At 72.9% G+C, this 23,303-nt stretch carries 22 protein-coding genes, 7 tRNA genes and 1 pseudogene; 20 read left to right on the top strand and 10 right to left on the bottom strand.

What is annotated here, in order from left to right:
• The first annotated feature begins 166 nt into the window (after positions 1 to 166).
• The 5 genes from AC0699_RS00905 (at position 167) to AC0699_RS00885 (ending at position 8,557) form a co-directional block, all read left to right on the top strand.
• Positions 167 to 805 (top strand): GNAT family N-acetyltransferase, encoded by a 639-nt coding sequence (locus tag AC0699_RS00905; protein WP_478654028.1) that lies wholly within the window; start codon positions 167 to 169, stop codon positions 803 to 805.
• Between the two features lie 104 nt (positions 806 to 909).
• Positions 910 to 2,154 carry a precorrin-6y C5,15-methyltransferase (decarboxylating) subunit CbiE gene (gene cbiE / locus AC0699_RS00900; RefSeq protein WP_478654025.1) on the top strand — a complete coding sequence of 415 codons (1,245 nt, stop codon included), beginning with the start codon at positions 910 to 912 and terminating at the stop codon, positions 2,152 to 2,154.
• 338 nt (positions 2,155 to 2,492) lie between these two features.
• Complete coding sequence (gene cobT, locus AC0699_RS00895) at positions 2,493 to 5,930, top strand: nicotinate-nucleotide--dimethylbenzimidazole phosphoribosyltransferase (RefSeq protein WP_478654023.1); 3,438 nt, start codon at positions 2,493 to 2,495, stop codon at positions 5,928 to 5,930.
• Positions 5,931 to 6,411: 481 nt separating this feature from the next.
• Positions 6,412 to 7,674, top strand: a complete 1,263-nt coding sequence (gene cobA / locus AC0699_RS00890) for a uroporphyrinogen-III C-methyltransferase (protein ID WP_478654021.1) — start codon at positions 6,412 to 6,414, stop codon at positions 7,672 to 7,674.
• Between the two features lie 64 nt (positions 7,675 to 7,738).
• A complete protein-coding gene (locus AC0699_RS00885; RefSeq protein ID WP_478654018.1) occupies positions 7,739 to 8,557 on the top strand; it encodes a TrmH family RNA methyltransferase in 819 nt (272 codons plus the stop codon).
• Between the two features lie 49 nt (positions 8,558 to 8,606).
• Here AC0699_RS00885 and AC0699_RS00880 read toward each other — a convergent pair whose 3' ends face one another.
• Positions 8,607 to 9,911, bottom strand: coding sequence for a serine/threonine-protein kinase (locus tag AC0699_RS00880; protein WP_478654015.1), 1,305 nt, complete (start codon positions 9,909 to 9,911; stop codon positions 8,607 to 8,609).
• 232 nt (positions 9,912 to 10,143) lie between these two features.
• Between AC0699_RS00880 and AC0699_RS00875 the strand changes: the two genes are divergently transcribed.
• The 4 genes from AC0699_RS00875 (at position 10,144) to AC0699_RS00860 (ending at position 12,422) form a co-directional block, all read left to right on the top strand.
• Positions 10,144 to 10,431 carry a hypothetical protein gene (locus tag AC0699_RS00875; protein WP_478654012.1) on the top strand — a complete coding sequence of 96 codons (288 nt, stop codon included), beginning with the start codon at positions 10,144 to 10,146 and terminating at the stop codon, positions 10,429 to 10,431.
• A 188-nt stretch (positions 10,432 to 10,619) separates the two neighbouring features.
• Positions 10,620 to 10,826, top strand: a complete 207-nt coding sequence (locus tag AC0699_RS00870; protein WP_453662403.1) for a hypothetical protein — start codon at positions 10,620 to 10,622, stop codon at positions 10,824 to 10,826.
• A 281-nt stretch (positions 10,827 to 11,107) separates the two neighbouring features.
• Entirely contained in the window at positions 11,108 to 12,085 is a 978-nt protein-coding gene (locus AC0699_RS00865) for a phosphotransferase family protein (RefSeq protein ID WP_478654009.1), read from the top strand.
• Between the two features lie 49 nt (positions 12,086 to 12,134).
• On the top strand, positions 12,135 to 12,422 hold the full coding sequence (locus AC0699_RS00860) for a TFIIB-type zinc ribbon-containing protein (protein WP_478654007.1): 288 nt from the start codon (positions 12,135 to 12,137) through the stop codon (positions 12,420 to 12,422).
• A 54-nt stretch (positions 12,423 to 12,476) separates the two neighbouring features.
• Here AC0699_RS00860 and AC0699_RS00855 read toward each other — a convergent pair.
• The 5 genes from AC0699_RS00855 to AC0699_RS00835 form a co-directional block, all read right to left on the bottom strand.
• Positions 12,477 to 12,548 (bottom strand) — tRNA-Val (locus AC0699_RS00855).
• Between the two features lie 42 nt (positions 12,549 to 12,590).
• A tRNA-Val gene (locus tag AC0699_RS00850) sits at positions 12,591 to 12,662 on the bottom strand.
• Positions 12,663 to 12,683: 21 nt separating this feature from the next.
• Positions 12,684 to 12,755, bottom strand: a tRNA-Val gene (locus AC0699_RS00845).
• A 1-nt stretch (position 12,756) separates the two neighbouring features.
• Positions 12,757 to 12,830: transfer RNA gene (locus AC0699_RS00840), tRNA-Cys, on the bottom strand.
• A 38-nt stretch (positions 12,831 to 12,868) separates the two neighbouring features.
• Positions 12,869 to 12,941, bottom strand: a tRNA-Gly gene (locus AC0699_RS00835).
• A 168-nt stretch (positions 12,942 to 13,109) separates the two neighbouring features.
• On the opposite strand from AC0699_RS00835, the gene AC0699_RS00830 reads away from it, so the two are divergent.
• The 5 genes and pseudogenes from AC0699_RS00830 to AC0699_RS00810 all read left to right on the top strand — a co-directional run.
• Positions 13,110 to 14,156 carry a chorismate-binding protein gene (locus AC0699_RS00830; protein WP_478654005.1) on the top strand — a complete coding sequence of 349 codons (1,047 nt, stop codon included), beginning with the start codon at positions 13,110 to 13,112 and terminating at the stop codon, positions 14,154 to 14,156.
• Complete coding sequence (locus tag AC0699_RS00825; RefSeq protein ID WP_478654002.1) at positions 14,156 to 14,983, top strand: aminotransferase class IV; 828 nt, start codon at positions 14,156 to 14,158, stop codon at positions 14,981 to 14,983. The genes AC0699_RS00830 and AC0699_RS00825 overlap by 1 nt, the downstream gene beginning before the upstream one ends.
• Positions 14,984 to 15,040: 57 nt before the next feature.
• Positions 15,041 to 15,880 (top strand): GNAT family N-acetyltransferase, encoded by an 840-nt coding sequence (locus tag AC0699_RS00820; protein ID WP_478654000.1) that lies wholly within the window; start codon positions 15,041 to 15,043, stop codon positions 15,878 to 15,880.
• 82 nt (positions 15,881 to 15,962) lie between these two features.
• Positions 15,963 to 16,172 carry a helix-turn-helix domain-containing protein gene (locus tag AC0699_RS00815; protein ID WP_478653998.1) on the top strand — a complete coding sequence of 70 codons (210 nt, stop codon included), beginning with the start codon at positions 15,963 to 15,965 and terminating at the stop codon, positions 16,170 to 16,172.
• A pseudogene (locus AC0699_RS00810) lies at positions 16,157 to 16,468 on the top strand (integrase core domain-containing protein); the annotation flags it as partial. The gene AC0699_RS00815 and the pseudogene AC0699_RS00810, both read left to right, overlap by 16 nt.
• 101 nt (positions 16,469 to 16,569) lie before the next feature.
• Here AC0699_RS00810 and AC0699_RS00805 read toward each other — a convergent pair.
• A complete protein-coding gene (locus AC0699_RS00805; RefSeq protein ID WP_478653996.1) occupies positions 16,570 to 17,091 on the bottom strand; it encodes a DsbA family protein in 522 nt (173 codons plus the stop codon).
• 130 nt (positions 17,092 to 17,221) lie between these two features.
• On the opposite strand from AC0699_RS00805, the gene AC0699_RS00800 reads away from it, so the two are divergent.
• Entirely contained in the window at positions 17,222 to 17,698 is a 477-nt protein-coding gene (locus AC0699_RS00800) for a hypothetical protein (RefSeq protein ID WP_478654597.1), read from the top strand.
• A gap of 134 nt (positions 17,699 to 17,832) precedes the next feature.
• Entirely contained in the window at positions 17,833 to 17,991 is a 159-nt protein-coding gene (locus AC0699_RS00795; protein WP_478653993.1) for a hypothetical protein, read from the top strand.
• Between the two features lie 23 nt (positions 17,992 to 18,014).
• On the opposite strand, the gene AC0699_RS00790 is transcribed toward AC0699_RS00795, so the two are convergent.
• Positions 18,015 to 18,572: a CGNR zinc finger domain-containing protein gene (locus AC0699_RS00790; protein ID WP_478653991.1), complete on the bottom strand. Its 558-nt coding sequence runs from the start codon at positions 18,570 to 18,572 to the stop codon at positions 18,015 to 18,017.
• A gap of 191 nt (positions 18,573 to 18,763) precedes the next feature.
• A complete protein-coding gene (locus tag AC0699_RS00785) occupies positions 18,764 to 19,177 on the bottom strand; it encodes an SsgA family sporulation/cell division regulator (RefSeq protein ID WP_003959770.1) in 414 nt (137 codons plus the stop codon).
• Between the two features lie 189 nt (positions 19,178 to 19,366).
• Here AC0699_RS00785 and AC0699_RS00780 point away from each other — a divergent pair, with 189 nt between their 5' ends.
• Positions 19,367 to 19,825, top strand: coding sequence for a TIGR02611 family protein (locus tag AC0699_RS00780; protein WP_478653989.1), 459 nt, complete (start codon positions 19,367 to 19,369; stop codon positions 19,823 to 19,825).
• A gap of 64 nt (positions 19,826 to 19,889) precedes the next feature.
• Positions 19,890 to 19,964, top strand: a tRNA-Val gene (locus AC0699_RS00775).
• A 69-nt stretch (positions 19,965 to 20,033) separates the two neighbouring features.
• On the opposite strand, the gene AC0699_RS00770 is transcribed toward AC0699_RS00775, so the two are convergent.
• Positions 20,034 to 22,541, bottom strand: coding sequence for an SCO7613 C-terminal domain-containing membrane protein (locus AC0699_RS00770; RefSeq protein ID WP_478653987.1), 2,508 nt, complete (start codon positions 22,539 to 22,541; stop codon positions 20,034 to 20,036).
• Between the two features lie 93 nt (positions 22,542 to 22,634).
• Here AC0699_RS00770 and AC0699_RS00765 point away from each other — a divergent pair, with 93 nt between their 5' ends.
• Both AC0699_RS00765 and AC0699_RS00760 read left to right on the top strand, forming a co-directional pair.
• Complete coding sequence (locus AC0699_RS00765) at positions 22,635 to 23,084, top strand: SRPBCC family protein (RefSeq protein WP_478653984.1); 450 nt, start codon at positions 22,635 to 22,637, stop codon at positions 23,082 to 23,084.
• Positions 23,085 to 23,134: 50 nt separating this feature from the next.
• Positions 23,135 to 23,206: transfer RNA gene (locus AC0699_RS00760), tRNA-Val, on the top strand.
• Positions 23,207 to 23,303 lie beyond the last annotated feature (97 nt).

Here is a 23,303-nt window from a genome sequence, read left to right as displayed (position 1 = left end):
CGGCTGCCGCAAGGCTCTTGTGAAACGAAGGCCCCGCGAACCCACCGGGTACGCGGGGCCTCCGGCGTCTCCGGCGGCGTACCGACCCGGCCATGCACATCCACCACCCGATGCTGCATGCTGTGCCTTTACGGCCCTTACGACGGTCTTCGGCATGGAGCTGCGCATGACTACCACCTTTCCGGACATCTCCATCAGCACGGAGCGGTTGGTGCTGCGCGCGCTCGAACCCGCTGACGCCCCGGCCCTGGCCGAGATGATGAACGACGAACTGGTCGCCGCCTGGACGGCCGTGCCCCAGCCCTTCACCGAGGCGGCGGCCGGCACCTGGATCGGCGAACACGCGCCCACCGAGCGTGCCGAGGGCCGCGGAATCGACCTCGCCGTCACCGAGTTCCTCACTCAGCGCCTGGTCGGTGTGATCCAGCTCAGCAACACCGACTGGCGGGTGCGTTCCACCGAGATCTCGTACATCATCGCCCCCTGGGCCCGCGGCGAGGGCTATGCGTCCGAGGCGGCGCTCGCCACAGCCCAGTGGCTCTTCCGCGACCAGCGGTTCGAGCGCCTGGAGCTGCGCACCGCCGCCGACAACACCGCGTCCCAGCAGGTGGCCCAGAAGATCGGCTGCATCAGCGAGGGCGTCCTGCGCGGAGCCTGTATAGCCCGCACCCGCACCGAGGACGGGGGCTGGGCCGACCTGCGCACCGACTTCATCGTGTGGAGCCTGCTCCCCGAGGACCTCGAAGGCGTCGCCGACCAGATGGCCGACGCCGGCGGATTCGGCACGTTCACCGACTGGAACTGACACCTTCACCCGCTGGAACCCACACCAGGTACGCTCACCCTGCCTGCTGGCTCACCCCTGTCGGCAGTGCCCCGACCTGCGACGACCCCAGGAGAGAGACGACGATGGCCGACCGGGTCACGGTGATCGGCTGGGACGGTTCGCCCCTGACCGCAGCCGCCAGGTCCGCCCTGTCCGCTGCCACTCTCGTCGCCGGGGCGGCGCACCACCTGGCGCTTCCCGAGGTGCCCGCGAACGCCGAACGCATCCGGCTCGGCAGCGTCGACCTCGCCGCCCGCAGGATCGCGGGACACCGCGGCAGCCCCGTCGTCCTCGCCGACGGCGACCCCGGCTTCTTCGGCGTCGTCCGCACGCTGCGCGCACCGCAGCACGGACTGGAAGTCGAGGTCGTCCCCGCGGTCTCCTCCGTCGCCACCGCCTTCGCCCGCGCCGGGATGCCCTGGGACGACGCCCAGATCGTCGTCGCCCACAGCCGTACGCTCCGCCGCGCCGTCAACGTCTGCCGGGCCCACCCCAAGGTCGCCGTCCTCACCTCGCCCGGCGCGGGCCCCGCCGAGCTCGCCCTGCTCCTCGACGGCGTCCACCGCACCTTCGTGATCTGCGAGGAGCTCGGCACCGAGCGCGAGCAGGTCACCGTGCTCACCTCCGACAAGGTCGCCGACCACGCCTGGCGCGACCCCAATGTCGTGATCGTCATCGGCGGCGCCGCCTCGGCCCAGGGGTGGGGGCACCCGCACGCCGAAGGTCATGGGGGAGGCTGGGCGGCGGGCCGCGAGCCCGGCCGTCCCACCCAGGTACGCGGCTGGGCGCACCCCGCCGAGCAGGGTCAGCACCCGTCCGGCGAAGGTGAATCGGTGCAGCTGCGCGCCGCCCAGCTCGCCCGCCTCGGCCCGCGCCTCGGCGACCTCGTCTGGGACATCGGTTGCGGCAGCGGGGAGCTCGCGGCCGACGCCGCCCGCTTCGGCGCCGCGGTCATCGCGGTCGACGACGACCCCGCCGCCTGCCTCCGCACCGACGCGGCCGCCCGCCGTCACGGAGTCCAGCTGCAGACCGTCCGCGGCCGCGCGCCGCACGTGCTGGAACGGCTCCCGGAACCCGATGTCGTACGGATCGGCGGCGGCGGCGTTCCCGTCGTCACCGCCTGCGCCGACCGCAGGCCCGAGCGCATCGTCACCCACGCCTCCACCCGCGACGAGGCCGAGGCGATCGGCGCCGCCCTGGCGGACGGCGGATACGCCGTCGAATGCGCCCTGCTCCAGTCCGTGGAGATGGACCCCGGAGCATGGTCGGAGCGCGAGCGCTCGGTCGTCTTCCTGCTCTCGGGGCAGCGGCTGGATCGCAGCCCCTGACCCTGGCGCCATGCCATGGCGAGGTAGGCTGGCCGATCGTTGCACCGCAGCCGGGCGTTCGTCGATCTGTTCGTCAATGTCCGGAAAAGGGGACTGTTTTGGGTCCCGCTGTGGTACGGCGCGACCGGGGGACGCGCAACGTGGCGCAGTCCACAGCAAACCGTGGCGGATCCTGCTGCCATGGACACGAACGGCCACGAGAATGCTTGGTGTCTGTGGGCTTTCGTGCCGCGCGGCGCACACGCTCGTTCTTGTAGTGACGGGCACCGGGTGCGTGCCGCGATCGGGCGCCCCGGGCGAAGGTCTGAAGGAGCACAACCGATGGGCGAGGGGTACGCATGACTGACACCGGCCAGGTCCCGGGCGAGGGGCTGCCGGAGAACGCAGGCATGGTGGAGCAGCCGGGCATCCCCGCTCCGGGCGCGTACACCTTCCTCGACCCCTCCGAGAGCGGCTCCGAATCCGTCGGCGAAGACGACGACCTGCTGCTGATGCCGAGCGCGCAGGGCGCGTGGAGCGACCCGCAGTCGGTGCCGCCGCCGGCCATGGTGCCGGGCCACGCCCCGGTTCCGGGCGTGGCACACATGCAGGCGCCTGGTGCGGCTCCGGCCCCCGTGCAGCAGATGCCGGTGACGCCGCAGGTGCCACAGGCGCCGGACGTCCTGGCGGCACCGGCGCCCGTCGCGCCCGTCCTGCCCGCACCCGACCCGGTGGCGCCTGCGGAGGCCGTCGCAGCCGTACACACGCCGGAGCAGCCGGTGTACGAGCAGCCCGGGTACGAGCAGGGGGCCCCCGAGCAGGCGATCCTCGCTCAGGCCGTACCTGAGCAGGCCGTGCCCGAGCAGGCCGTACCTGAGCAGGCCGCGCCCCAGCAGGCCGTTCCCGAGCAGTTCGTGCACGAGACCGGGGCGCACGAGGCCGGTGGCCGTGACTCCGGTTCCGTCGACCTCGGCGGCGTACGGATGCCGCCGCCCGTTTCCACGCCGACGCCGCCCCCGGCACGCCGCCCCCTCCACATGGGTCCGCCCGTACCCGACGCGACCGGCGGCGTCGTCCGCTCGCTGTCCGACCGCGGCCCCGCCGGCCGGCGGGGCCACGGCGCCGGCCAGATGCCGGCGGCACCTGTCCAGGCCGGCGTCCCCGGCCCGGCGACCATGGGGCCCGAGTACCTCGACGTACCCCGCGAGGAGCCGGCCGTGCTGCCCGGGCCGCAGCTGGGCGAGATTCCGCCGCAGGGCGGCGCCCCGTGGTCCCCGCAGCCCTCCCAGCCCCAGGTGGCTGTCGCCGCGCCAGCAGAAACGGTCGTCCCGGAGGCGGTGAGAGTCGCGGCGGACACTGCTGTCGCCGCTCCCGCCGAGGCCGCCGTCGAGGCGCCCGTGATGGCTCCTGCGATGGCTCAGGCCATGGCTCCGGCGGTGGCTCAGGCGGTGGCCTCCGAGCGCGCTCCCGTCGGCCAGTTCGTGCCGGTTGAGGGCTCCTTGCCGACCACCCCGCATCTTGCTCCCACTCCGCCTGCCGGGACGGTCCTGGCCGAGGAGGAGCACGTCGAGGCTCCCGAGCCGGTGGCTGCTGCTCCCGAGCAGGTGGCTGTCGCGCCGGAGCCGGAGGCCGTGGAGGCGCCGTCGCCGGTGGAGGTGGCGGAGCCCGCCGAGCCCGCCGACTCGGTGGAGCCCGCGGAGCCCGTCGCCGAGCCGGTGGCCGAGGCGGCCGCACCGGCACCGGCACCCGGGCCGGAGGCCGCCGTGGCCGTACCCGTGCCCCGTGAGGGTGGCAGTGGTGACGAGCCGGAGCCCGGAGCGACCGAGGCCGCCGAGCCGGTGGCCGAGGCGCCCGCGGGTGAACCCGAGCAGCCCACCGGCGAGCCCGAGCTCCTCGGCGACATCGCCGAACCACAGGCTGCTCCCGCCGGGGAAGTCGTAGCCGAAGCCTCGTCCGAGGAAGCCGCGTCCGAGGAAGCCGTGCTTGAAGCCGCGCAGGAGGAAGCCGTGCCCGAGCCGGAGGCGGGTCCCGCCACCGTGGAGGAGCCGACGACCGAGGCCGGCGGCGCCCCCGCTCCCGGCTATGCCGACGCCGAGCGCGAGGCCGTCCTCCGCGTCATGCGCGAGCGTCGCGACATCCGCAACGGCTTCCGCAGCGACCCGATCCCGCACGAGGTCCTCCTCCGGGTCCTCGAAGCCGCGCACACCGCGCCCAGCGTGGGCCACTCCCAGCCCTGGGACTTCGTCGTCATCCGCTCCGCCGAAACCCGCCGGACGATGCACGAACTCGCCCAGCGACAGCGCGAGGCCTACGCCAAGTCCCTCCCCAAGGGCCGGGCGAAGCAGTTCAAGGAACTGAAGATCGAGGCCATCCTCGACACCCCGGTGAACATCGTGGTCACCGCCGACCCCACCCGCGGCGGTCGGCACACCCTCGGCCGGCACACCCAGCCGCAGATGGCGCCGTACTCCTCCGCCCTCGCCGTGGAGAACCTCTGGCTCGCCGCCCGCGCCGAGGGCCTCGGTGTCGGCTGGGTCAGCTTCTTCGACGAGCGCGAGATGGTCCGCGCCCTCGGGCTGCCCGAGCACCTCGAAGTCGTCGCGTATCTCTGCGTCGGATACGTCGACGAGTTCCCGGAGGAACCCGAGCTGATGCAGGCGGGCTGGTCCAAGCGCCGTCCGCTGTCCTGGGTCGTCCACGAGGAGACGTACGGACGCCGGGCCCTGCCCGGCGAGGAGCCCCACGACCTTCTCCAGGAGACCGTCTCCAACATCCGTCCGCTGGACGCGAAGGCGCTCGGCGAGGCGTGGGAGCGGCAGAAGCGGATGACCAAGCCGGCCGGGGCGCTCGGCATGCTGGAGATCATCTCCGCGCAGCTCGCCGGGCTCTCCCGGATGTGCCCGCCACCGATCCCGGAGCCCGCGGCGGTCGCGATCTTCGCCGGTGACCACGGGGTGCACGCCCAGGGCGTCACCGCGTGGCCCCAGGAGGTGACCGGCCAGATGGTCGCCAACTTCCTCGGCGGGGGAGCGGTCTGCAACGCCTTCGCCAACCAGGTCGGCGCCGAGGTCTGCGTCATCGACGTCGGCGTGGCGTCCGACCTGCCGGCCACGCCCGGTCTTCTGCCGCGCAAGGTCCGCCCCGGTACGGCGGACTTCACGACCGGCCCCGCGCTGACCCGGGACGATGTCCTCGCGGCGGTCGAGGTCGGTATCGAGACGGCCCGCGACCTCGTCGCCGCGGGCAACAAGGCGCTGCTCACCGGCGAGATGGGCATCGCCAACACCACGGCGTCCGCCGCGCTGATCTCCGTCTACACGGGCGTCGACCCGGTGGAGGTCACCGGACGCGGAACCGGCATCAACGACGAGATGCACGCCCGCAAGGTCGACGTCGTGCGGCGCGCTCTCGAACTCCACCAGCCCGACCCGGCCGACCCGATCGGCGTCCTCGCGGCGGTCGGCGGCCTGGAGCACGCGGCGCTGGTCGGCTTCATCCTGGGCGGCGCGTCGCTGCGTACGCCGGTCGTTCTGGACGGTGTCTCGGCGGGCGCCGCGGCCCTGGTGGCCCGGGCTGTGGCCCCGGAGGCACTCGCGGCCTGCATCGCCGGCCACCGCAGCGCCGAGCCGGGCCATGTCGCGGCCCTCAACAAGCTGGGCCTGCGCCCGCTGGTCGATCTCGACCTCCGCCTCGGCGAGGGCACGGGCGCGCTGCTGGCACTCCCGCTGGTCCAGAGCGCCGCCCGCGCAATGCACGAGGTCGCGACGTTCGACTCCGCGGGTGTGACGGAGAAATAGCGCGGCACCGACGCGGTACCGGGGGCGCCCGGTACCGCGGGGCGCGCCCCCAGTGGGGAGCGTTCACGTGGTTTGTGAGCAGTCGTTCCGCTGGGGCGGAACGGGTGGGCACAAACCACCCACCGGCCGGCAGTCGGTGGACAACCCGGGGCGGGCCGTGCAGGGTCGGCCCTGCAGGGGTGGCATCGTGCCGGAACACATGGGTCCGGGGCCGGATGCCGCCCCGAGGAGTCGAGCCCGGAGGGGCCCCGCCCCGCCACCCACCGGCGCACATCGAGCCTGTCCGGCGTTCGAGGACGGACCACACCGGCCGCCTGGACCGCACCGGACCGCACCGGGCAGCACCGCGCATCCGCGACGCCCGCTCAACCCCGTGACCCCCACCCCGTATCGTGGTCGCGAGGACCCCTCATCCCCGTCCCCACCAGCCGCTTCACCGTCGCAGCGGCCCCGCACCGCCGCCCCGAGGAGCCGCACCGCCATGGCCGAGCACGCTGAGCACCCCGAAAGCCCTGCGCACGAGCACCCCGCCTACCCCGTAGGCCTCCGCCTCTCGGGCCGCCGCGTCGTCGTCATCGGCGGTGGCCAGGTCGCCCAGCGCCGCCTCCCCGCGCTCGTCGCGGCCGGTGCCGACGTCACCCTGGTCTCGCCGTCCGCGACGCCCTCCGTCGAGGCAATGGCGGAGGCCGGCGAGATCACCTGGACCAGGCGCCGCTACGAGGACGGGGACATCGCCGACGCCTGGTACGCGCTCGTCGCCAGCAGCGACCGCGTCGCCAACGAGGCGGCCTCCGCCGAGGCGGAGCGCACCAAGACCTGGTGCGTGCGCTCCGACGACGCCGAGGCGGCCACCGCCTGGACCCCGGCCACCGGCCGCAGCGAGGGCGTGACGGTCGCGGTGCTCACCGGGCGCGACCCCCGTCGCTCCGCCGCCGTACGGGACGCGATCGTCGAGGGACTGCGTGACGGCTCACTCACCGCCCCCCAGCACCGCGCCCGCGCCCCGTTCGTGGCGCTGGTCGGTGGCGGCCCCGGCGACCCGGACCTCATCACCGTCCGCGGCCGGCGCCTCCTCGCCGAGGCCGATGTCGTCATCGCCGACCGCCTCGGCCCGCGCGACCTGCTCGACGAACTCCCCCCGCACGTCGAGGTGATCGACGCGGCGAAGATCCCGTACGGCCGGTTCATGGCCCAGGAGGCCATCAACAACGCGCTGATCGAGCACGCGAAGGCGGGCAAGTCGGTCGTCCGCCTCAAGGGCGGCGACCCGTTCGTCTTCGGCCGCGGCATGGAGGAGGCCCAGGCGCTCGCCGCAGCGGGCATCGCCTGCACGGTCGTCCCGGGCATCTCCAGCTCCATCTCGGTACCCGGCGCCGTCGGCATCCCGGTCACCCACCGCGGCGTGGCCCACGAGTTCACGGTCGTCAGCGGGCACGTCGCGCCGGACGACCCGCGGTCCCTCGTCGACTGGCAGTCGCTCGCCAAGCTGCGCGGCACGCTCGTCATCCTCATGGGCGTCGACAAGATCGGCGCGATCGCCCAGGCGCTCATCGCCCACGGCAAGGCGCCGGACACCCCGCTGGCCCTGGTCCAGGAGGGCACGACGGCCGCTCAGCGCCGCGTCGACGCGACGCTCGCGACGGTCGCGGAAACCGTCAGGGCCGAGGACGTACGGCCCCCCGCCGTGATCGTCATCGGCGACGTCGTCACCGAGGGCCCACGGAAGCAGCCGGCTCACCAGTAACCAGCGGTAACCAATCTCCGCCCCAGCCGTTGGCACCTCACCCCGGACAAGGCAGTATCACCCTGTGGCTGATCTCATCACCGTCGATGACCCCGACGACCCGCGTCTGCGCGACTACACGGGCCTGACCGACGTCGAACTGCGGCGCAAGCGCGAGCCCGCCGAGGGCCTCTTCATCGCCGAGGGCGAGAAGGTCATCCGCCGCGCCAGGCACGCCGGTTACGAGATGCGGTCGATGCTGCTCTCGGCCAAGTGGGTCGACGTCATGCGTGACGTCATCGACGAAGTCCCGGCTCCGGTGTACGCCGTGAGCCCGGACCTCGCCGAACGTGTCACCGGATACCACGTGCATCGCGGCGCCCTCGCCTCGATGCAGCGCAAGCCCCTGCCGACGGCCGAGGAACTGCTCCATGCCGCGCGCCGCGTGGTCGTGATGGAGTCGGTCAACGACCACACCAACATCGGTGCCATCTTCCGCAGCGCCGCCGCGCTCGGCATGGACGCCGTGCTGCTCTCGCCCGACTGCGCGGACCCGCTCTACCGCCGTTCGGTGAAGGTGTCGATGGGCGCCGTCTTCTCGGTGCCGTACGCGCGCCTCGAATCCTGGCCCAAGGGCCTCGAAGCCGTACGGGAGGCGGGCTTCAAGCTCCTCGCGCTCACTCCGGACGAGAAGGCGTCGGCCATCGACGAGGCGGCCCCGCACCGGCTCGACCGGGTCGCGCTGATGCTCGGCGCGGAGGGCGACGGTCTGTCGACCCAGGCCCTCGTCGCCGCGGACGAGTGGGTACGCATCCCGATGGCCCATGGGGTGGACTCGCTGAACGTGGGCGCGGCCGCCGCGGTGGCGTTCTACGCGGTGGCGACGGGCCGCCCGCAGAGCTGATTCCCGGGCGCCGGCCCCGGAACTCCCGGGGGCCGGCCCCGGACACGACCTAGCCCCGCAGCCCCTGCGCGACGGTGATGCTCAGCGCCACCACCAGTGTCACGACCACGAACACGAAGATGCGCTGACGCAGCAGTCGTGGATTGGCCGGCCTGCGCCCGGTGGATGTCGTACGCACCCCGGGCCGGGAAGCGGGACGGCCACCCGTACCCGCGCCACCCCGCGACGGTGACGGCCGCGAGCCGCCGGTACGCGAGCCGCCCGTGCGAGGGTCGCCCGTGCGAGGGTCGCCCGTGCGAGGGTCGCCCGTACGCGAGCCGCCCGTACGCGAGCCGCCCGTGCGGGGGTCGCCGGTACGCGGCGCCGAAGGCCGGGACACCCGCTCGCGGGGCGCGGGAGCCCCACCGCCCCCCGTGTTCCCCGCCGCACGCCCCTGGGTGTTCCGCTCCGTGTACCGTGCGGTCTGACGGTCCGAATGCACGTCCTGCTCGGTCCGGTCGCGCTGCGCGGGTGGCCGGGCCTCGGACAGCCCCTGCGCCTCTCGCGCCGCGATCTCCTTCAGCCGCATCGAAAGCTGCAGGGTGCTGGGCCGGTCGTCCGGATCCTTCGCGAGGCAGGCCCGCAGCAGCGGAGCCAGCGCGTCCGGTACGCCGTACAGCTGCGGTTCCTCGTGCACCACCCGGTAGAGCATGACCTCGGAACTGCCGTGCCCGAAGGGGGAGTCGCCGGTCGCGGCGTAGGCGAGCGTGGCACCCAGCGAGAACACGTCGGTCGCGGGCGTGACCACCGCTCCGCGCACTTGCTCGGGGGCGAGGAAGCCGGGGGATCCGACCGCCGTGCCGACGTGGGTGAGTGTGCTCGCGCCGGTCGCCCAGGCGATACCGAAGTCGATGATCCGGGGGCCCTTGGGGGAGAGCAGGATGTTCGAGGGCTTCAGGTCACGGTGCACCACCCCGGCCTCGTGCACGGCGACGAGCCCCTCGGAGAGCGCCGCGCCGATCGCCGCCGTCTCCGCCGCGGGGAGCGAGCCGTCCGCGGCGACCTTGTCGTGCAGCGATGGCCCCGGCACGTACTGCGTGGCGAACCAGGGGCGCTCCGCCTCCAGATCGGCGGCGACCAGCCGTGCCGTGCAGCCGCCCCGGATCCGCCGCGCGGCCGACACCTCGCGCGCGAACCGCGACCGGAACTCCTGATCCTCCGCCAGATCCGGCCGGATCACCTTGAGCGCCACCCGCTGTCCGCGCCGGTCCGAACCGAGGTACACGACCCCCATGCCGCCGGCGCCGAGCCGCCGGTGAAGCCTGAACGAACCGACAACACGCGGGTCCTCGCGCCGGAGCCGCATCATCGCCATGTTCGTCCCCTACCTACGGTGGGGAGACCCCACCCCCGAGCTGTCACGGTCGTCCGCTTGACGTGGCACAGCTTACGGACCCGTGCCCCGGTGTGCTCATAGGCCGCGCCCTCGCGGGCCGATCGATTGTCAGTGCCGGGTGGGAAACTTGAAGGGTGGTCAGGGAGCTGCCCGTACAGGGCTTCCGGCCCGTGCGATTTCCCAATGGTCCGTCGCAGAAGGGGGATTGACGATGAAGGGTGACCGCGTGGAGATAGTGGTGGACGCGGGAGACACGACGCGGACGTACGAAGTGGTGGCAAGCCGGGCGGGACGCCGGGTGGAGACCGCCGTGCGCCGCGGGGTGGTGGAAGTGAGCGAAGTCACCCGCACCGGCACAGTCGTACGGACGGCGCGCTTCATGGCGACCCGGGTGCTGGCCCTGGTCGAGCAGCCGGTGCCCAGGGAGGACGACTCGGAAGGCGGCGCCTCCACGGAGAGGCCTGCGGGGCGTCCCCTCGGGGAAGACCCCCAGGTCTAGGACGACGTCTCCACCCAGGGGAGTACATGGCCCGCGCGCGGCTCATCCTCGGGGAGGCCCGGGAATCGGTACGCGGGCATGACGCTCCAGCCCCGCCGCGTCCCTAGTGTTGAGGTCAAGCGGCGGGTGAAGCACTCGTCCCCCGAGGTCACACACCCGCCGCTGCCGACCACGACAGGAGAGGACCCATGGCGGACACGGCAACGCGGACCACGATCCGCACGCAGGGGCGCAAGGCATACGCCGCGTTCGGCGGCCGTTCCTCGGGCCGGCGCCACCCGCTGGTGGCGACGGCCATGGTGCTCCCTCTCGCGACCCTGCTCGTCGTCGCCTTCGGCGGCTGGGAAGCAGTGGTCACACAGGCGTCGTCCGTGGGCCTGATGCTGGGGCGCTGAGCGGCGCCCCGGGCCCGGGAGAGCGGCCCGGGCCGGGGACATCCGGACCATAACCCCGTGGGGACGGGGGTGCGGCGGACGACTGCGTTCGGCCGGCCAGCTGGGGAGCTGGCCGGCCAGCGCCATTTCTTCTCCGGCTTCTTCTCCGGTTTCTCGTCCGGTTCCTTCTCCGGGGCCCTGCGGCCCCGGCCCCGCCGGGTGGCACAAACAGCCCCTGGCCCCCCGCGGGCACGTTCCCGGGCCGTACCAGCTGTACCAAGGGGTTCCCGTACCCTCGCCCCGTGGAACAGGGCGACGGCACGCTGGCGCGTGCGCTTTCGGAGGCCGCACGGGCGGCCGCGCATGTCCCCGGCCGCGGCGAGGGATGCCGGGCCTGCGGGCGGGACGCGGACGTACTGGCCGACCGGGCCGACGGGGTGGTCGTACGGCATGGCCGGATCGTCGCCAAGGCGCATGCGCCCGGGACCGATCCGGACGGGCACCGCGTACGGATCGCCGTCGCCGCGCACCCCCTGCTGAGCGGAATCCTGCTGCCCCCGGTCGCGTCCCCCGCGGGCGACCTCGCAGGGCGCCCCGTCACCACCTGGCCGTACGGCAGCCCCGTGGACCCCGCGGACCCGGAGGGCGCCCCGTGGGAGGAGGCCGGAAACCTGCTCGCGCAGCTCCACAACGTGCCCCTCGACGGGCTTCCCGGGCCGCTCCCGGCCATGCGCGGCCCCGCCAAGGCGGCCGCGGCGGTGGCACGGATGCGCACGGCGGCGGCCGGGCACCCCGCCGCCCGGTCCGTGCTCGACGCCTGGCACGGCCTGCCCGCCTGGGCCCGTGACGAGGCTCCCGCACCCCGACACGTCCGCCTCTGCCACGGTGATCTTCATCTCGGCCAGCTCGTCCGCCATCCCGCCCACGACGGCCCCTGGCTGCTCATCGACGTCGACGACCTCGGCCTCGGCGATCCCGCCTGGGACCTCGCCCGCCCCGCCGCCTGGTACGCGGCCGGGCTGCTGCCCCCGGACGTCTGGACCCGATTCCTCACCGCGTACCGGGCGGCCGGCGGCCCCGCGGCCGGACCCGACGGCGTCGATCCCTGGCCCCAACTCGACGTGCCCGCCCGCGCCCTGACCGTCCAGACCGCCGCCCTCGCCCTGGCCAAGAGCGCGGCGGCGCGGCGTGATCTCGACGACGTGGAGCGGATGATGACCGACGCCTGTGCCCGAATTGCGTCCCTCCCACCCGAGTTGGAGGGCATCATCCCGTCGTAGGGTTTGACCGGGGTAACCCACCAACCGAACGGCGAGGAGCTGAGCCGACATGCAGTGTCCCAAGTGCCATGCGCCCATGCACACGTACAACCGCAACGGCGTCCAGATCGAACAGTGCAGCGGCTGCCGGGGGATATTCCTCGACTACGGCGAGCTGGAGTCGCTGACCCGTCTCGAGTCCCAGTGGGTGCAGCAGGCCCCGCCCGCACCGCCTGCCCCGCAGGCCTACCCGGCCGCGCCCGCGCCCGCCGCCCCGGCCTGGGGAGCGCCGCACCACGGCCACCACGGCGGCCACCACCGGCAGCGCAGCTTCGGCCGGATGCTCTTCTCCTCCTGACCGGAGACACGACGGAGCCCCCTGCCGCGCGATGCGGCCGGGGGCTCCGGACTGTGGACGATACTGGGATTGAACCAGTGACCTCTTCCGTGTCAGGGAAGCGCTCTCCCGCTGAGCTAATCGTCCTCGGGACCACGACCCGGTCAGCCCGGATCCGTGGGCACTGCGTGCGCGATACTGGGATTGAACCAGTGACCTCTTCCGTGTCAGGGAAGCGCTCTCCCGCTGAGCTAATCGCGCGAGGGACCTTCGCAGGTCCAGTGGACGATACTGGGATTGAACCAGTGACCTCTTCCGTGTCAGGGAAGCGCTCTCCCGCTGAGCTAATCGTCCATGGAGGTGGAGACGGGATTTGAACCCGTGTAGACGGCTTTGCAGGCCGTTGCCTCGCCTCTCGGCCACTCCACCAGGAGCTGCAGGGGTTCTCGGGAAGATCCCCCACTTCGAGCGGACGACGAGATTCGAACTCGCGACCCTCACCTTGGCAAGGTGATGCTCTACCAACTGAGCCACGTCCGCCTGTCGTTTCCGTTCCGCTTGCGCGTCCCGGCGACGTGTTGAACTCTAGCGGATTCCCGGGCCAGCACAAAAACGCGTTTCCGCAGCGTGCTGAGCTGTGTTCACGGCGGGTTCACGAGCAGGTGCACGCCGGAGCGGCAGGCCGGGGCCCACCATAGACTCACAGCCGTGCATGACCTCGCTCCTCTGGCCCGCTTCGGCGGCCTCGTCGCCACCGACCTCAGGGACGTCACCAGTGACCCCGAGGCCCTCGACTCCTCCGGCTTCTGGGCCGTCGCGGCGGACTTCGAGGGCCGGCTCACCTGTGCCCGCTTCGGTGACGTACGCCACGAGCCCGTGCCCGCTCCGGAGCCCGGACGCTGGCGCGGCCCCGCCGCCGGGGACTGGACGTCCTCGCTGGACCGGGCCGAGTACACCGCGGGTGTACGCCGCATCCGCGAGCACATCGCGGCAGGCGAGGTCTACCAGGCGAATCTCTGCCGCGTCCTGTCCGCGCCGCTGCCCGACCCCGGTTCCGCCGATGTCGACGCGCTCACCGCGCTGCTGGCGCGCGGTAATCCCGCCCCGTACGCAGGAACGATTCGGCTGCCCGCGCACGGTGTGGAGATCGCCACCGCCTCGCCCGAGCTCTATCTGCGCCGCCGAGGCCGCGCCGTCGAGTCCGGGCCGATCAAGGGCACCGGCCGCACCGCCGCCGATCTGCTCGAGAAGGACCACGCCGAGAACGTAATGATCGTGGACCTGGTCCGCAACGACCTGGGCCGGGTCTGCGCCACCGGCTCGGTGACCGTCCCGGCCCTCTGCGCCGTCGAAGCCCACCCGGGCCTGGTCCACCTCGTCTCCACCGTCCACGGCGAGCTCACCTCCGGCGCGGGCTGGCGCGAGCTGCTCGACGCCACGTTCCCGCCCGGCTCGGTCACCGGCGCCCCCAAGTCGAGCGCCCTGCGGATCATCGCGGCACTGGAGACGGCGCCGCGCGGCCCGTACTGCGGCGGTATCGGCTGGGTGGACGCCGACCGCGGCACCGGTGAGCTGGCCGTTGGCATACGCACCTTCTGGATCGACCGCGCCGCGGGCGTACTGCGCTTCGGCACCGGCGCCGGCATCACCTGGGGCTCCGACCCGGAACGCGAGTGGGACGAGACCGAGCTCAAGGCGTCCCGACTGCTCGCGGTAGCGTCGGGAACGTACGCGCAGAGTGGAAGGACCGCGTGATGAGGATCTGGGTCAATGGCGGACTGAAGGACTCCGACACCGCCATGGTGTCCGTGTTCGACCACGGCCTGACCGTGGGCGACGGCGTCTTCGAGACGGTGAAGGCGACCGAGGGGCGCCCCTTCGCCCTCACCCGGCACCTCGACCGGCTCACCCGTTCCGCCCGCGGTCTCGGCCTGCCCGACCCGGACCACGACGAGGTACGCCGCGCCTGCGAGGCCGTACTGGAAGCCAACCCCATGGCGCTGGGCCGGCTGCGGATCACCTACACGGGCGGCCTCTCCCCGCTCGGCTCGGACCGCGGTGACGCCGGCGCCACCCTCGTCGTCGCCGTCGTCGAGGCCACGCGCCGCCCCGACACCACCGCCGTGATCACCGTCCCGTGGACCCGGAACGAGCGCGGTGCGCTGGCCGGGCTGAAGACCACCTCGTACGGCGAGAACGTCGTCGCCCTCGCCCGGGCCCACGAGCAGGGCGCGTCCGAGGCGCTCTTCGCCAACACGGTGGGACAGCTCTGCGAGGGCACCGGCTCCAACGTCTTCGTCGTCCTCGACGGGCAGCTGTACACCCCGCCCCTCTCCTCCGGCTGCCTCGCCGGGATCACCCGCGCGCTGACCGTGGACTGGACCGGCGCGATGGAGACCGACCTGCCGTGGGACGTGCTGGACCGGGCCGAGGAGGTCTTCCTGACCTCCACCACCCGTGACGTCCAGGCCGTGCACCGCGTCGACGGCCGTGAGCTGTCCTCCGCGCCCGGCCCGCTGACCGCCAAAGCCATGCGGATCTTCGAGGTGCACGCCGCGGCCGACCCGGATCCGCGCCCCTAGAGACGGGCCCTGCCCGATGTGGTGACGGGAGGCCCCGGGACAGGTAGAACACCCCTGATGACCACGACCCTGCGGCCGACCGGGCCGCTTCAGCGCGGCGCGGACGGCGTCACCTCACGTACCTACGACGTCTGTGTGAACGGCCGGCCAGTCGGCGTCGTCGAGGTGGCCACGGATCCCGCCGCCGGCCCCTCGACGGGTGTCCTGCGATGGCTGTGGATCGACGAGGGCGACCGGCGGCGCGGAAGAGGTACGGTCGCGGCGCTCGCGGCCGAGGAGGTGCTGCGCGGCTGGGGCTGTACGCGGATCGAGACGTCGGTCCCCGTGGCGGCCTCCACCGCGCTGCGCCTGACCACCGCACTGGGCTACGGCGAGCGCGGCCGCGTCATGCTCAAGGAGCTGCCGCCCGAGCCCCCCGCGCTGCCCGCGGGCGTCGAAGGCCGCCCCTTGAGCGAGGCCGAGTTCCTTCGGTGGCGGACCGGTGCGGTCGAGAGATACGCACAGAGCCTGATCGCCCGTGGTATGTCCGAGGACCGGGCCCGGGTCAGGTCGGAGGCCGTCCACCGCGAACAGCTCCCCGAGGGCCTCGCCACGCGGGGCTCGTGGCTGCACGCACTGGTCGCGGGCGGCGTGGTGGTGGGCCACATCTGGCTGGCCGAGCGCGAGGTACGCCCGGGGGAGACGGGCGCGTACGTGTACGACGTCGAGGTGGCCGAGGAGTATCGCGGCCGGGGGTACGGGCGGGCGCTGATGGTGCACGCCGAGCGGATCGCGCGGGCGGCCGGGGTGTCGCTGCTCGCACTCCAGGTCTTCGCGGGCAACACCGCGGCGACCGGTCTTTACGAGTCGCTCGGCTACCGGACGACCCACATCAACTTCTTCAAACAGGTGCTCTAGGTGTTCTGTCCGGGGAGGTTGTGGACGGGTGAGGCAGGTCTCGGCTGAGGGATCTTGAAATGGGTGAGGGCCTTCTGGCCAGGTGTGGATTGCGACATCTGCACCGGCGACCAGAAAGGCCCTCGTGCCTCACCGTAATGCACCCCTGACCGAGACCGGACGACTGCGCCTGGCCCGCTGCGTCGTCGACGACGGCTGGCCCCTGCGCCGGGCCGCCGAACGCTTCCAGGTCTCGCCCACCACCGCCCAGGGATGGGCCGACCGCTACCGGACCGCATCGAGCGGGTACTGACCGACAACGCCTGGCCGTACCGCAAGAGCTTCGCCTGGCAACAGGCCCTGGCCGACCTCGGCGCGGCCGGCAAGCTCACCCGCGCCTACCGGCCGCAGACCAACGGCAAGGTCGAACGCTTCAACCGGACCCTGCTCGACGAATGGGCCTACCTGCGGCCCTACACCAGCAACACCGAACGCACCGCAGCCCTGGCAGACTTCCTGCACACCTACAACCACCACCGCTGCCACACCGCACTCGGCGGCCAGCCACCGATCAGCCGTGTGAACAACGCTCCAGGGCAATACACCTAGGCCTGCCCAGCAAGCCGCCGGGCAGGCCCTGGGCCTCCGTCAGCCCGGCCCGGGCCCTGTCCGGTGGATCTTGTTACTGGGCCTGATCCGCCGGACAGGCCTCAGGCGCCCGGCTGCTCCGCGAGGAGCCGGTCCGCGATCTCCTCGATCCGTTCGCGCAGCCCCTCCTGGCTCTTGCCGCCGTCGAGGCGCTCGCCGCCGATGACGTACGTCGGGGTGCCGGTGACGCCGATGGCCTTGCCCTCCGCCTGGTCGGCGTCGACGATCAGGATGTGCCGGCCGTCGATCAGAGCCGTGTCGAACTCCTCCGCGTCCAGGCCGAGTTCACGCGCGGCCTCCAGCAGGAACGGCTCGCCCCCGCGGTCCAGCTCCTCGACCCGCCCGAGCACGGACTCCACGTACGCCCAGCCCTGCCCCTGGACCGTGGCCTCCTCCGCGGCCTGCGCCGCGGCGAAGGAGTGCTTGTGCTTCTCCAGCGGGAAGTGGCGCAGCCGCAGCTCCAGCCGGTCGCCGTAGCGGTCGCGCAGGGAACGCAGATCGGTGAGGGCGGCGCGGCAGTCGGGGCACTGCAGCTCGCACCAGACGTCCAGGACAACGGGGCCGGCGGGGGAGGAGTCGCTCATGGGGCCAGTCTTCCAGCCCCGCCGCGTACGCCCCAACCCGGACCTGCTGGGACCTGGGGAGGAGAGGCACCCCGGAGATCTCCCTGAGGTGCGGCCGGACCGTGGCTCGTGCGCCGTCGTCCGGTGCAGGATGGAAGGGACGTATCCATTCGCTTCGCTCGCCCTGGAGGACCGGATGCTTGCCGAGACCATTTGTTCCGCGGTGTCCGCGGCGGGGCTGGGCATCGCCGCGGTCGCGGCGTACCGGAAGCGCTTCCTGACCGCGACCCGTATCGCCGCGTATGCGCTGATCCCGCTGGGGCTGGTGCTGACCGGAGTCGTCGAGTGGGCCGCCGCCACCGCCTTCAGCCCGGCGGCATGGGCGGGCGTGGGAGTGCTCGGGGTCTCCTGGCTGCTCTTCATGACCTCCCGGGCCGTGGAGCGGCGAAGCGTCGGCAAGGCCGCCAGGGACAGCGCCCGCCCTGGCGCGGTCGCCCCCTCGGCGTCGGCACCCGCCGTCGGCCCTGGCTCACGTCCGGCCGCCCGGCCGAAGGGAAAGCCGAGCGCCGCCGATCAGGGCGAGGACTTCAGCGACATCGAGGCGATCCTCAAGAAGCACGGCATCTGACGGCATCGGTACACCGCGCGCCGTGCGGCGCGCGGCCGTACTCCGTCGACATCCACGGAATGTGATGAACTCCCGCACCATCGAGGCGTGTTGGTCGATCATCGCGACGCGCGCTGCGTCATCATCACCCCGAGATGCTGGATACCTCCCGGGGCCAGGCCCCCGCCCCCGCCCCCGCCGACGAGCCGCGAGGTTGCCTCTTCGCGCTCTCCCAGCCGCCCCTGATGATCTTCCTCGGGGTGATCGGCTGTCTTCTGCTCATGGCCGCGGTCCACGATCTGTTCCTGCTGTGAGCCTCCTGTGAGCGATGTGACCCTCAGCCGGCCGCTTCCTTGCGGCGTGCCCGGTAGGCGGCGACGTGCAGGCGGTTGCCGCAGGTGCGGCTGTCGCAGTAGCGCCGCGAGCGATTGCGGGACAGATCGACGAAGGCGCGGCCGCAGTCCGGTGCCTCGCACCGGCGCAGCCGCTCCTGCTCGCCCGCCACGAGGATGAAGGCGAGTGCCATACCGCAGTCGGCCGCGAGGTGCTCGGCGACCGAGGCGCCGGGCGCGAAGTAGTGGACATGCCAGTCGTAGCCGTCATGGTCGGTCAGCTGCGGGGTGGTGCCCGCGGCGGCCACCAGCTGGTTGATCAGCTCGGCCGCGGTACGGGCGTCCGGCGCCGAGAACACCTCGGTGAACCGGCCGCGTACCTCCCGTACGGCGTTCAGGTCATGTTCACCCAGCTCACCCACGTCACTGACACTGTGGCTCCGTACGAACGAGTACAGCGACGAGACGTCCTTGAGTTCGTCGCCCGCGTCGTGCTCGGGTGCGGTGTTCACCAGATCGACGACGGTGTCGAGGGCGATGCGGGTGTCGTGGGGGATCAGCACGATTCGCTCCCTGGCCTGCTGCGGGCGGGGCGCCCGCCGAATTGCGCTGACTCTAGCCGGTCGCCCGGAAACGCGACGGCGCCGTCATCGCGGTGGATTCCGTGACGACGGCGCCGGAGCGTGCCTTATGTGGTTGTCCGTGCGGTGCCGTCTCCCCGAGTTGGACGGCGTCGAGCAGCTCTCGGCGTGGTTCAGCTTTCCGCCAGGATGTGCGAGAGCTCCGTATCGAGATCGAAATGTCGGTGCTCGGTGCCGGGCGGCACCGCGGCGTCGGTCCGCTTCAGGAACGACTCCAGGGCGCGGGCCGGGGCCTCGAGCAGGGCTTCGCCCTCCGGAGAGCTCAGAGCGATGCAGACGACGCCCTGGCCATGACTGCGGGACGGCCAGACTCTGACGTCGCCGGTGCCGGTGGGCCGGTGCAGCCCCTCGGCGAGAAGATCGCGGGCGAACACCCATTCGACCGTCTCCTCGGCTCCGGTGTGGAAGGTGGCGTGCACGGCGTAGGGATCGGCCGTGTCATACCGCAGGCCCGCGGGTACAGGCAGTGAGGACTCGCTCGATACAACGAGGCGCAGGTGCAGCTCGCAGCTGACCGTGGTGTTCATAAGCGCCAGGGCCTTTCGCTCAGTGTGCGCTCGGGGATTCGCACGTCGGCGAAATCGACATGCCACCTACGGTGCCGTTGTAAACCCCTCTGTCTGTTTTGTGATCCTTCAGGTACCCCGTACGGAGGAGTCCCAAGTACGACCGTGCGGTCATTCCGGAGCCTGCTTTCGTCGGGTACGTTGGGGCTCATGAATGCGGAGAGTGACGAGCGGGAAAGGGTCGCCGCCCCGGCGGCCGCTGTGCCCGCCACGGGGGATGTGACCGCGCCGGCAGAGCCGCCCCTCGGCTCGCGGGCGCCCGAGTTCGTGAAGGCGCGCCGGACGCTTCATCTGAGCTGGCAGGTGGGCGTTTTCATCGTCGGCCTCGCCGTGGTGGTGGCGGGTGTGATCATGCTGCCGCTGCCCGGCCCCGGCTGGCTGGTGATCTTCGGTGGTATGGCGATCTGGGCCACCGAATTCGTCTGGGCGCAGCTCGTACTGCGCTGGACGAAACGGAAAGTGACCGAGGCGGCGCAGCGGGCACTCGACCCCCGGGTGCGCCGGCGCAACATCATCCTCACGACGATCGGTCTGGTGATCATCGCGGTGCTGGTCGGGATCTACGTCTGGAAGTTCGGGATCGTGATGCCCTGGAAGATCGACGAGTGACCCAGGGCCGCGTCCCGGTGGTCAAGGAGCACCGCTGACATGCGGTAATGTTTGCGGTGCGCCCGGGCGATTAGCTCAGTGGGAGAGCGCTTCGTTCACACCGAAGAGGTCACTGGTTCGAACCCAGTATCGCCCACCACCCGGACCGAAGGCCCCGGAGACCGAGAGTCTCCGGGGCCTTCGGCGTGTACGCGACAGGCGGGGCGGGTCAGCGCATCCGGCCCATGACGTCCCGCAGTCGCCGGGCATCGCGCAGCCGCTGCTCGTAGGTGGCGCCGACGGCCAGCAGCAGCAGTCCGGCGAGGGCGGGCGGGAGCCAGCGGGGGAGCGCGTCGACGACCTGGACGACGTACGGGGCGAGCTCGTGCAGCGCGTCGAGCGTCAGGGTCAGTCCGCCCAGGACCAGCAGGGCCTGCAGCCGCTGCCTGGCACCGGCCAGGGTCACGGCGAGCGCGGCCAGGCCGAGGAGCAGCGGGCGCAGCCAGTGCGCGTCGCTCCAGGCCGCGAGGAGGCTCGGCAGCAAGGTCGCGGCGAGACCGGGACCGTACGCCGTCCACGACGAGGCCTCCGGGTCCCGGCGGCGCCGCAGCACACCGGCGGCGAGCGCCGGGACGGTCACCGGGAGGGCGTACGCCTCGGGCGCCGACACTTCCCAGGCCGCGAGCCGTACCCAGGCGGCCGCGACGAACAGCACCGCGGCGGCGTACCCGGCGGCGGGGCGCCGCTCGGCCCGCACCGCCGTGCCCGCCGCGATGACGCCGGCGAGGCCGAGCACCAGCGCGAGGGTGGGCGCGTGCGGCACCGCCAGTCCGACGGCGACCAGCCCCGCGACGGCCCCGGTCAGCTCGACCGGTAGTGCGACGGAGTGGCGGCCGAGGCGCGCGCCGAGAAGAGCGGCAGCGACCGGTACGGCGAGCAGCACGAGCCCGACCCGGTGCGCGGGGAGTCCGGCGGCCGCCGCGACCGCCGCCACGAGCCCCGTCGCGTAGACCACCGCAGCGCATGCGAGAACCGCCTGCACCGTGCCACGCGCAGCCGACGCGGCCGCGATGCTCACAGCCACCAGCACACCGAGCGTCACGAAGGTCGCGGGCCGGGTGGCCAGCCCCAGCAGCGCCGCGCTCACTCCTGAGGCCAGTGCGCAGACGAGGGCGGTGACGGCGAGAGCGCTGCGCGCCCCGTCGGCTTCGGCCTGTGGCGTGCCGGCTGCGGAGGCCTGTGGCACGCCGGCGGGCGCGCCCTCCGAAGCCGTCCGCGCCGCATCGGAAGCCGTCGGGGAAAGAGCAGCGAGGGCCGGGCGGACCGTCGCGGCAAGCGCCGCCGTCACCGTCAGGAGCTGGGCCGTCACCGTCGCCGTGAAGGACAGGGACAGGGCCGTCGGCGCGGCCACCGCGGCGCAGCAGGCCACGGCGAGCGCCAGGCAGTCCGTGGTGGTGCGGCGCTCGGCGAGGACCGGGAGCAGGCGGGGCGCCGCCCACAGGACCGTGGCCACGGCGGCCAGGACCACCGGGGCGGTGACCGCGCCCGGCAGCGGAAGGCTCAGCTCCGGGGCGCCCGACCAGACGTCGTCGGCTCCGGCCGCGGGGCGCAGCAGGGTGAGCACCACGGGCGGCAGCGCCCAGGCCGCCGAGGCCGCGTGGATCACGCCCGCGGCGATCGCGAGACCGGCCCGGGCGCCGCGCGGCACCCGTGTCCGTACGAGCGCGAGCAGCGCGACCGCGCACAGCAGGTACCCGGGCACCGCCCAGTCGCCCGGCACCGTCGTACGGAGTACGCCGCCGAGGGCGGCCACCACGGCGAGACCCGCCACCGTGGCCGTCGCCACCGCGGACGACGGCGCATGCCATGCGGCCCACAGAGCCAGGGACGCCGCCGCGAGCAGCAGCAGGGCCGGCTCAAGAGCCAGGGACGGAGTGTGCGCCGACACCGACAGCCAGGCACCGGCCAGCAGCGACCAGCCGCCGGTCACGACGGCGCCGATGACGGCGATCGCCCGGACGGCCGGCGGCTTCGCGGCGAGCGCGATCGCGATGTCGAGCGCCGCGGTGGCCAGCATCGCCCACGCGGTCGGCCGGAGACTCCCGCCCGTCGCCAGTGCCCAGAGCGGCAGGGGGAGTTGGGCGGCCAACACGGCCGCCGGCAGCGGGAGCCGCAGTGCGCCGAGTGCCGTCCCGTACGCCGCCCACAGCGCGGCGAGCGCGCCCGAGGCGGCTGCCGCGTACGCCATGGCGTCGCTGTCCGGGAGGGCCGCGCGGCGCAGGGCGTACGCGTCGAGGATCAGGAGGACGAGCCCGAGCGCCGCGACCGACTCCGCGGTCGAGGTGAGCCCCCTGCGCAACACCGGGACCGGTGTCCCGAGGGCCGCCAGGGTCACCGCGCCCAGTACCAGCGCACGGCCACCGATGCCCATGTGACCCCAGCTGACCAGGGTGAAGGCGATCGCGGCGATGGCGAGCAGGATCCCGCCGAGGGTCAGCAGCACGTTCTGTGCGCTCGGCGGCGAGGTCTCGGGGAGGGGGCCCGAGGGCCACCCCGTACCGCCGGGACCGGGCGCACCCGCAGGGGCCGCGGGACCCGCGGCCATCGGTCGCAGGGCCTGCAGCGTCTGCACCAGCCAGGCCCGGCGGGCGAGCAACTGGGCCCGCCGGGCGTCGAGTTGAGCCAGCTCGCGGTCGAGGAGCCGGAGTTCCTCGGCGGCTGGCAGTGCGTTGTCCATGGCGAGGAGTGTGGGCCGGCACACACTCCGCCGATATCGGTGCGGCTACTCAGATCGTGTGTGAGTACCTCGGTGCGCGCGCAGACTCGGAGCATGGACTGGTGCCACTACCGATTCCGCAGTCTCTGGGAGCTGCCCGCCCCGCCCGCCGTCGTGTTCACGGTGCTGGAGCAGGCGGAGGAGTACCCCCGCTGGTGGCCGCAGGTCCGCGAGGTCACCCCGCTCGACGACGGCAGCGGCATCGCCCGCTTCCGCTCCGTCCTCCCCTACGACCTCGTCGTCACCGCCCGGGAGCGACGTCGCGACCCGGACTCGCTGGTGCTGGAGGTGGAGCTGACCGGTGACCTGGCCGGCTGGGCCCGCTGGACCCTGGCGGCGCGCGCCGACGGCGGCACCAGTGCCCGCTACGACCAGGAGGTGGAGGTGCGCCGTCCGCTGATGCGGCGCCTCGCGGTGCCCGGGCGTCCGGTCTTCCTGGCCAATCACGCGCTGATGATGCGCGGCGGGCGGCGCGGACTCACGGCGTATCTGGCGGGGCTCTGAATGGAGTTTGAAGGAAACCCGCCGGTACCTGTATGGTTCAGTGCGTTCCCGGGCGATTAGCTCAGTGGGAGAGCGCTTCGTTCACACCGAAGAGGTCACTGGTTCGAACCCAGTATCGCCCACCGGGAGAGGCCGGTCCGTCAGCAGACGGACCGGCCTTCTGCGTTTTCCCTGCCGTGACGGGAGTCCTTCGCCGGTGGACGGGGTGTCGTCGCAGGA

The organism is Streptomyces sp. NPDC043870 (assembly GCF_056435785.1).
This window is presented reverse-complemented; position numbering and strand designations above follow the sequence as displayed.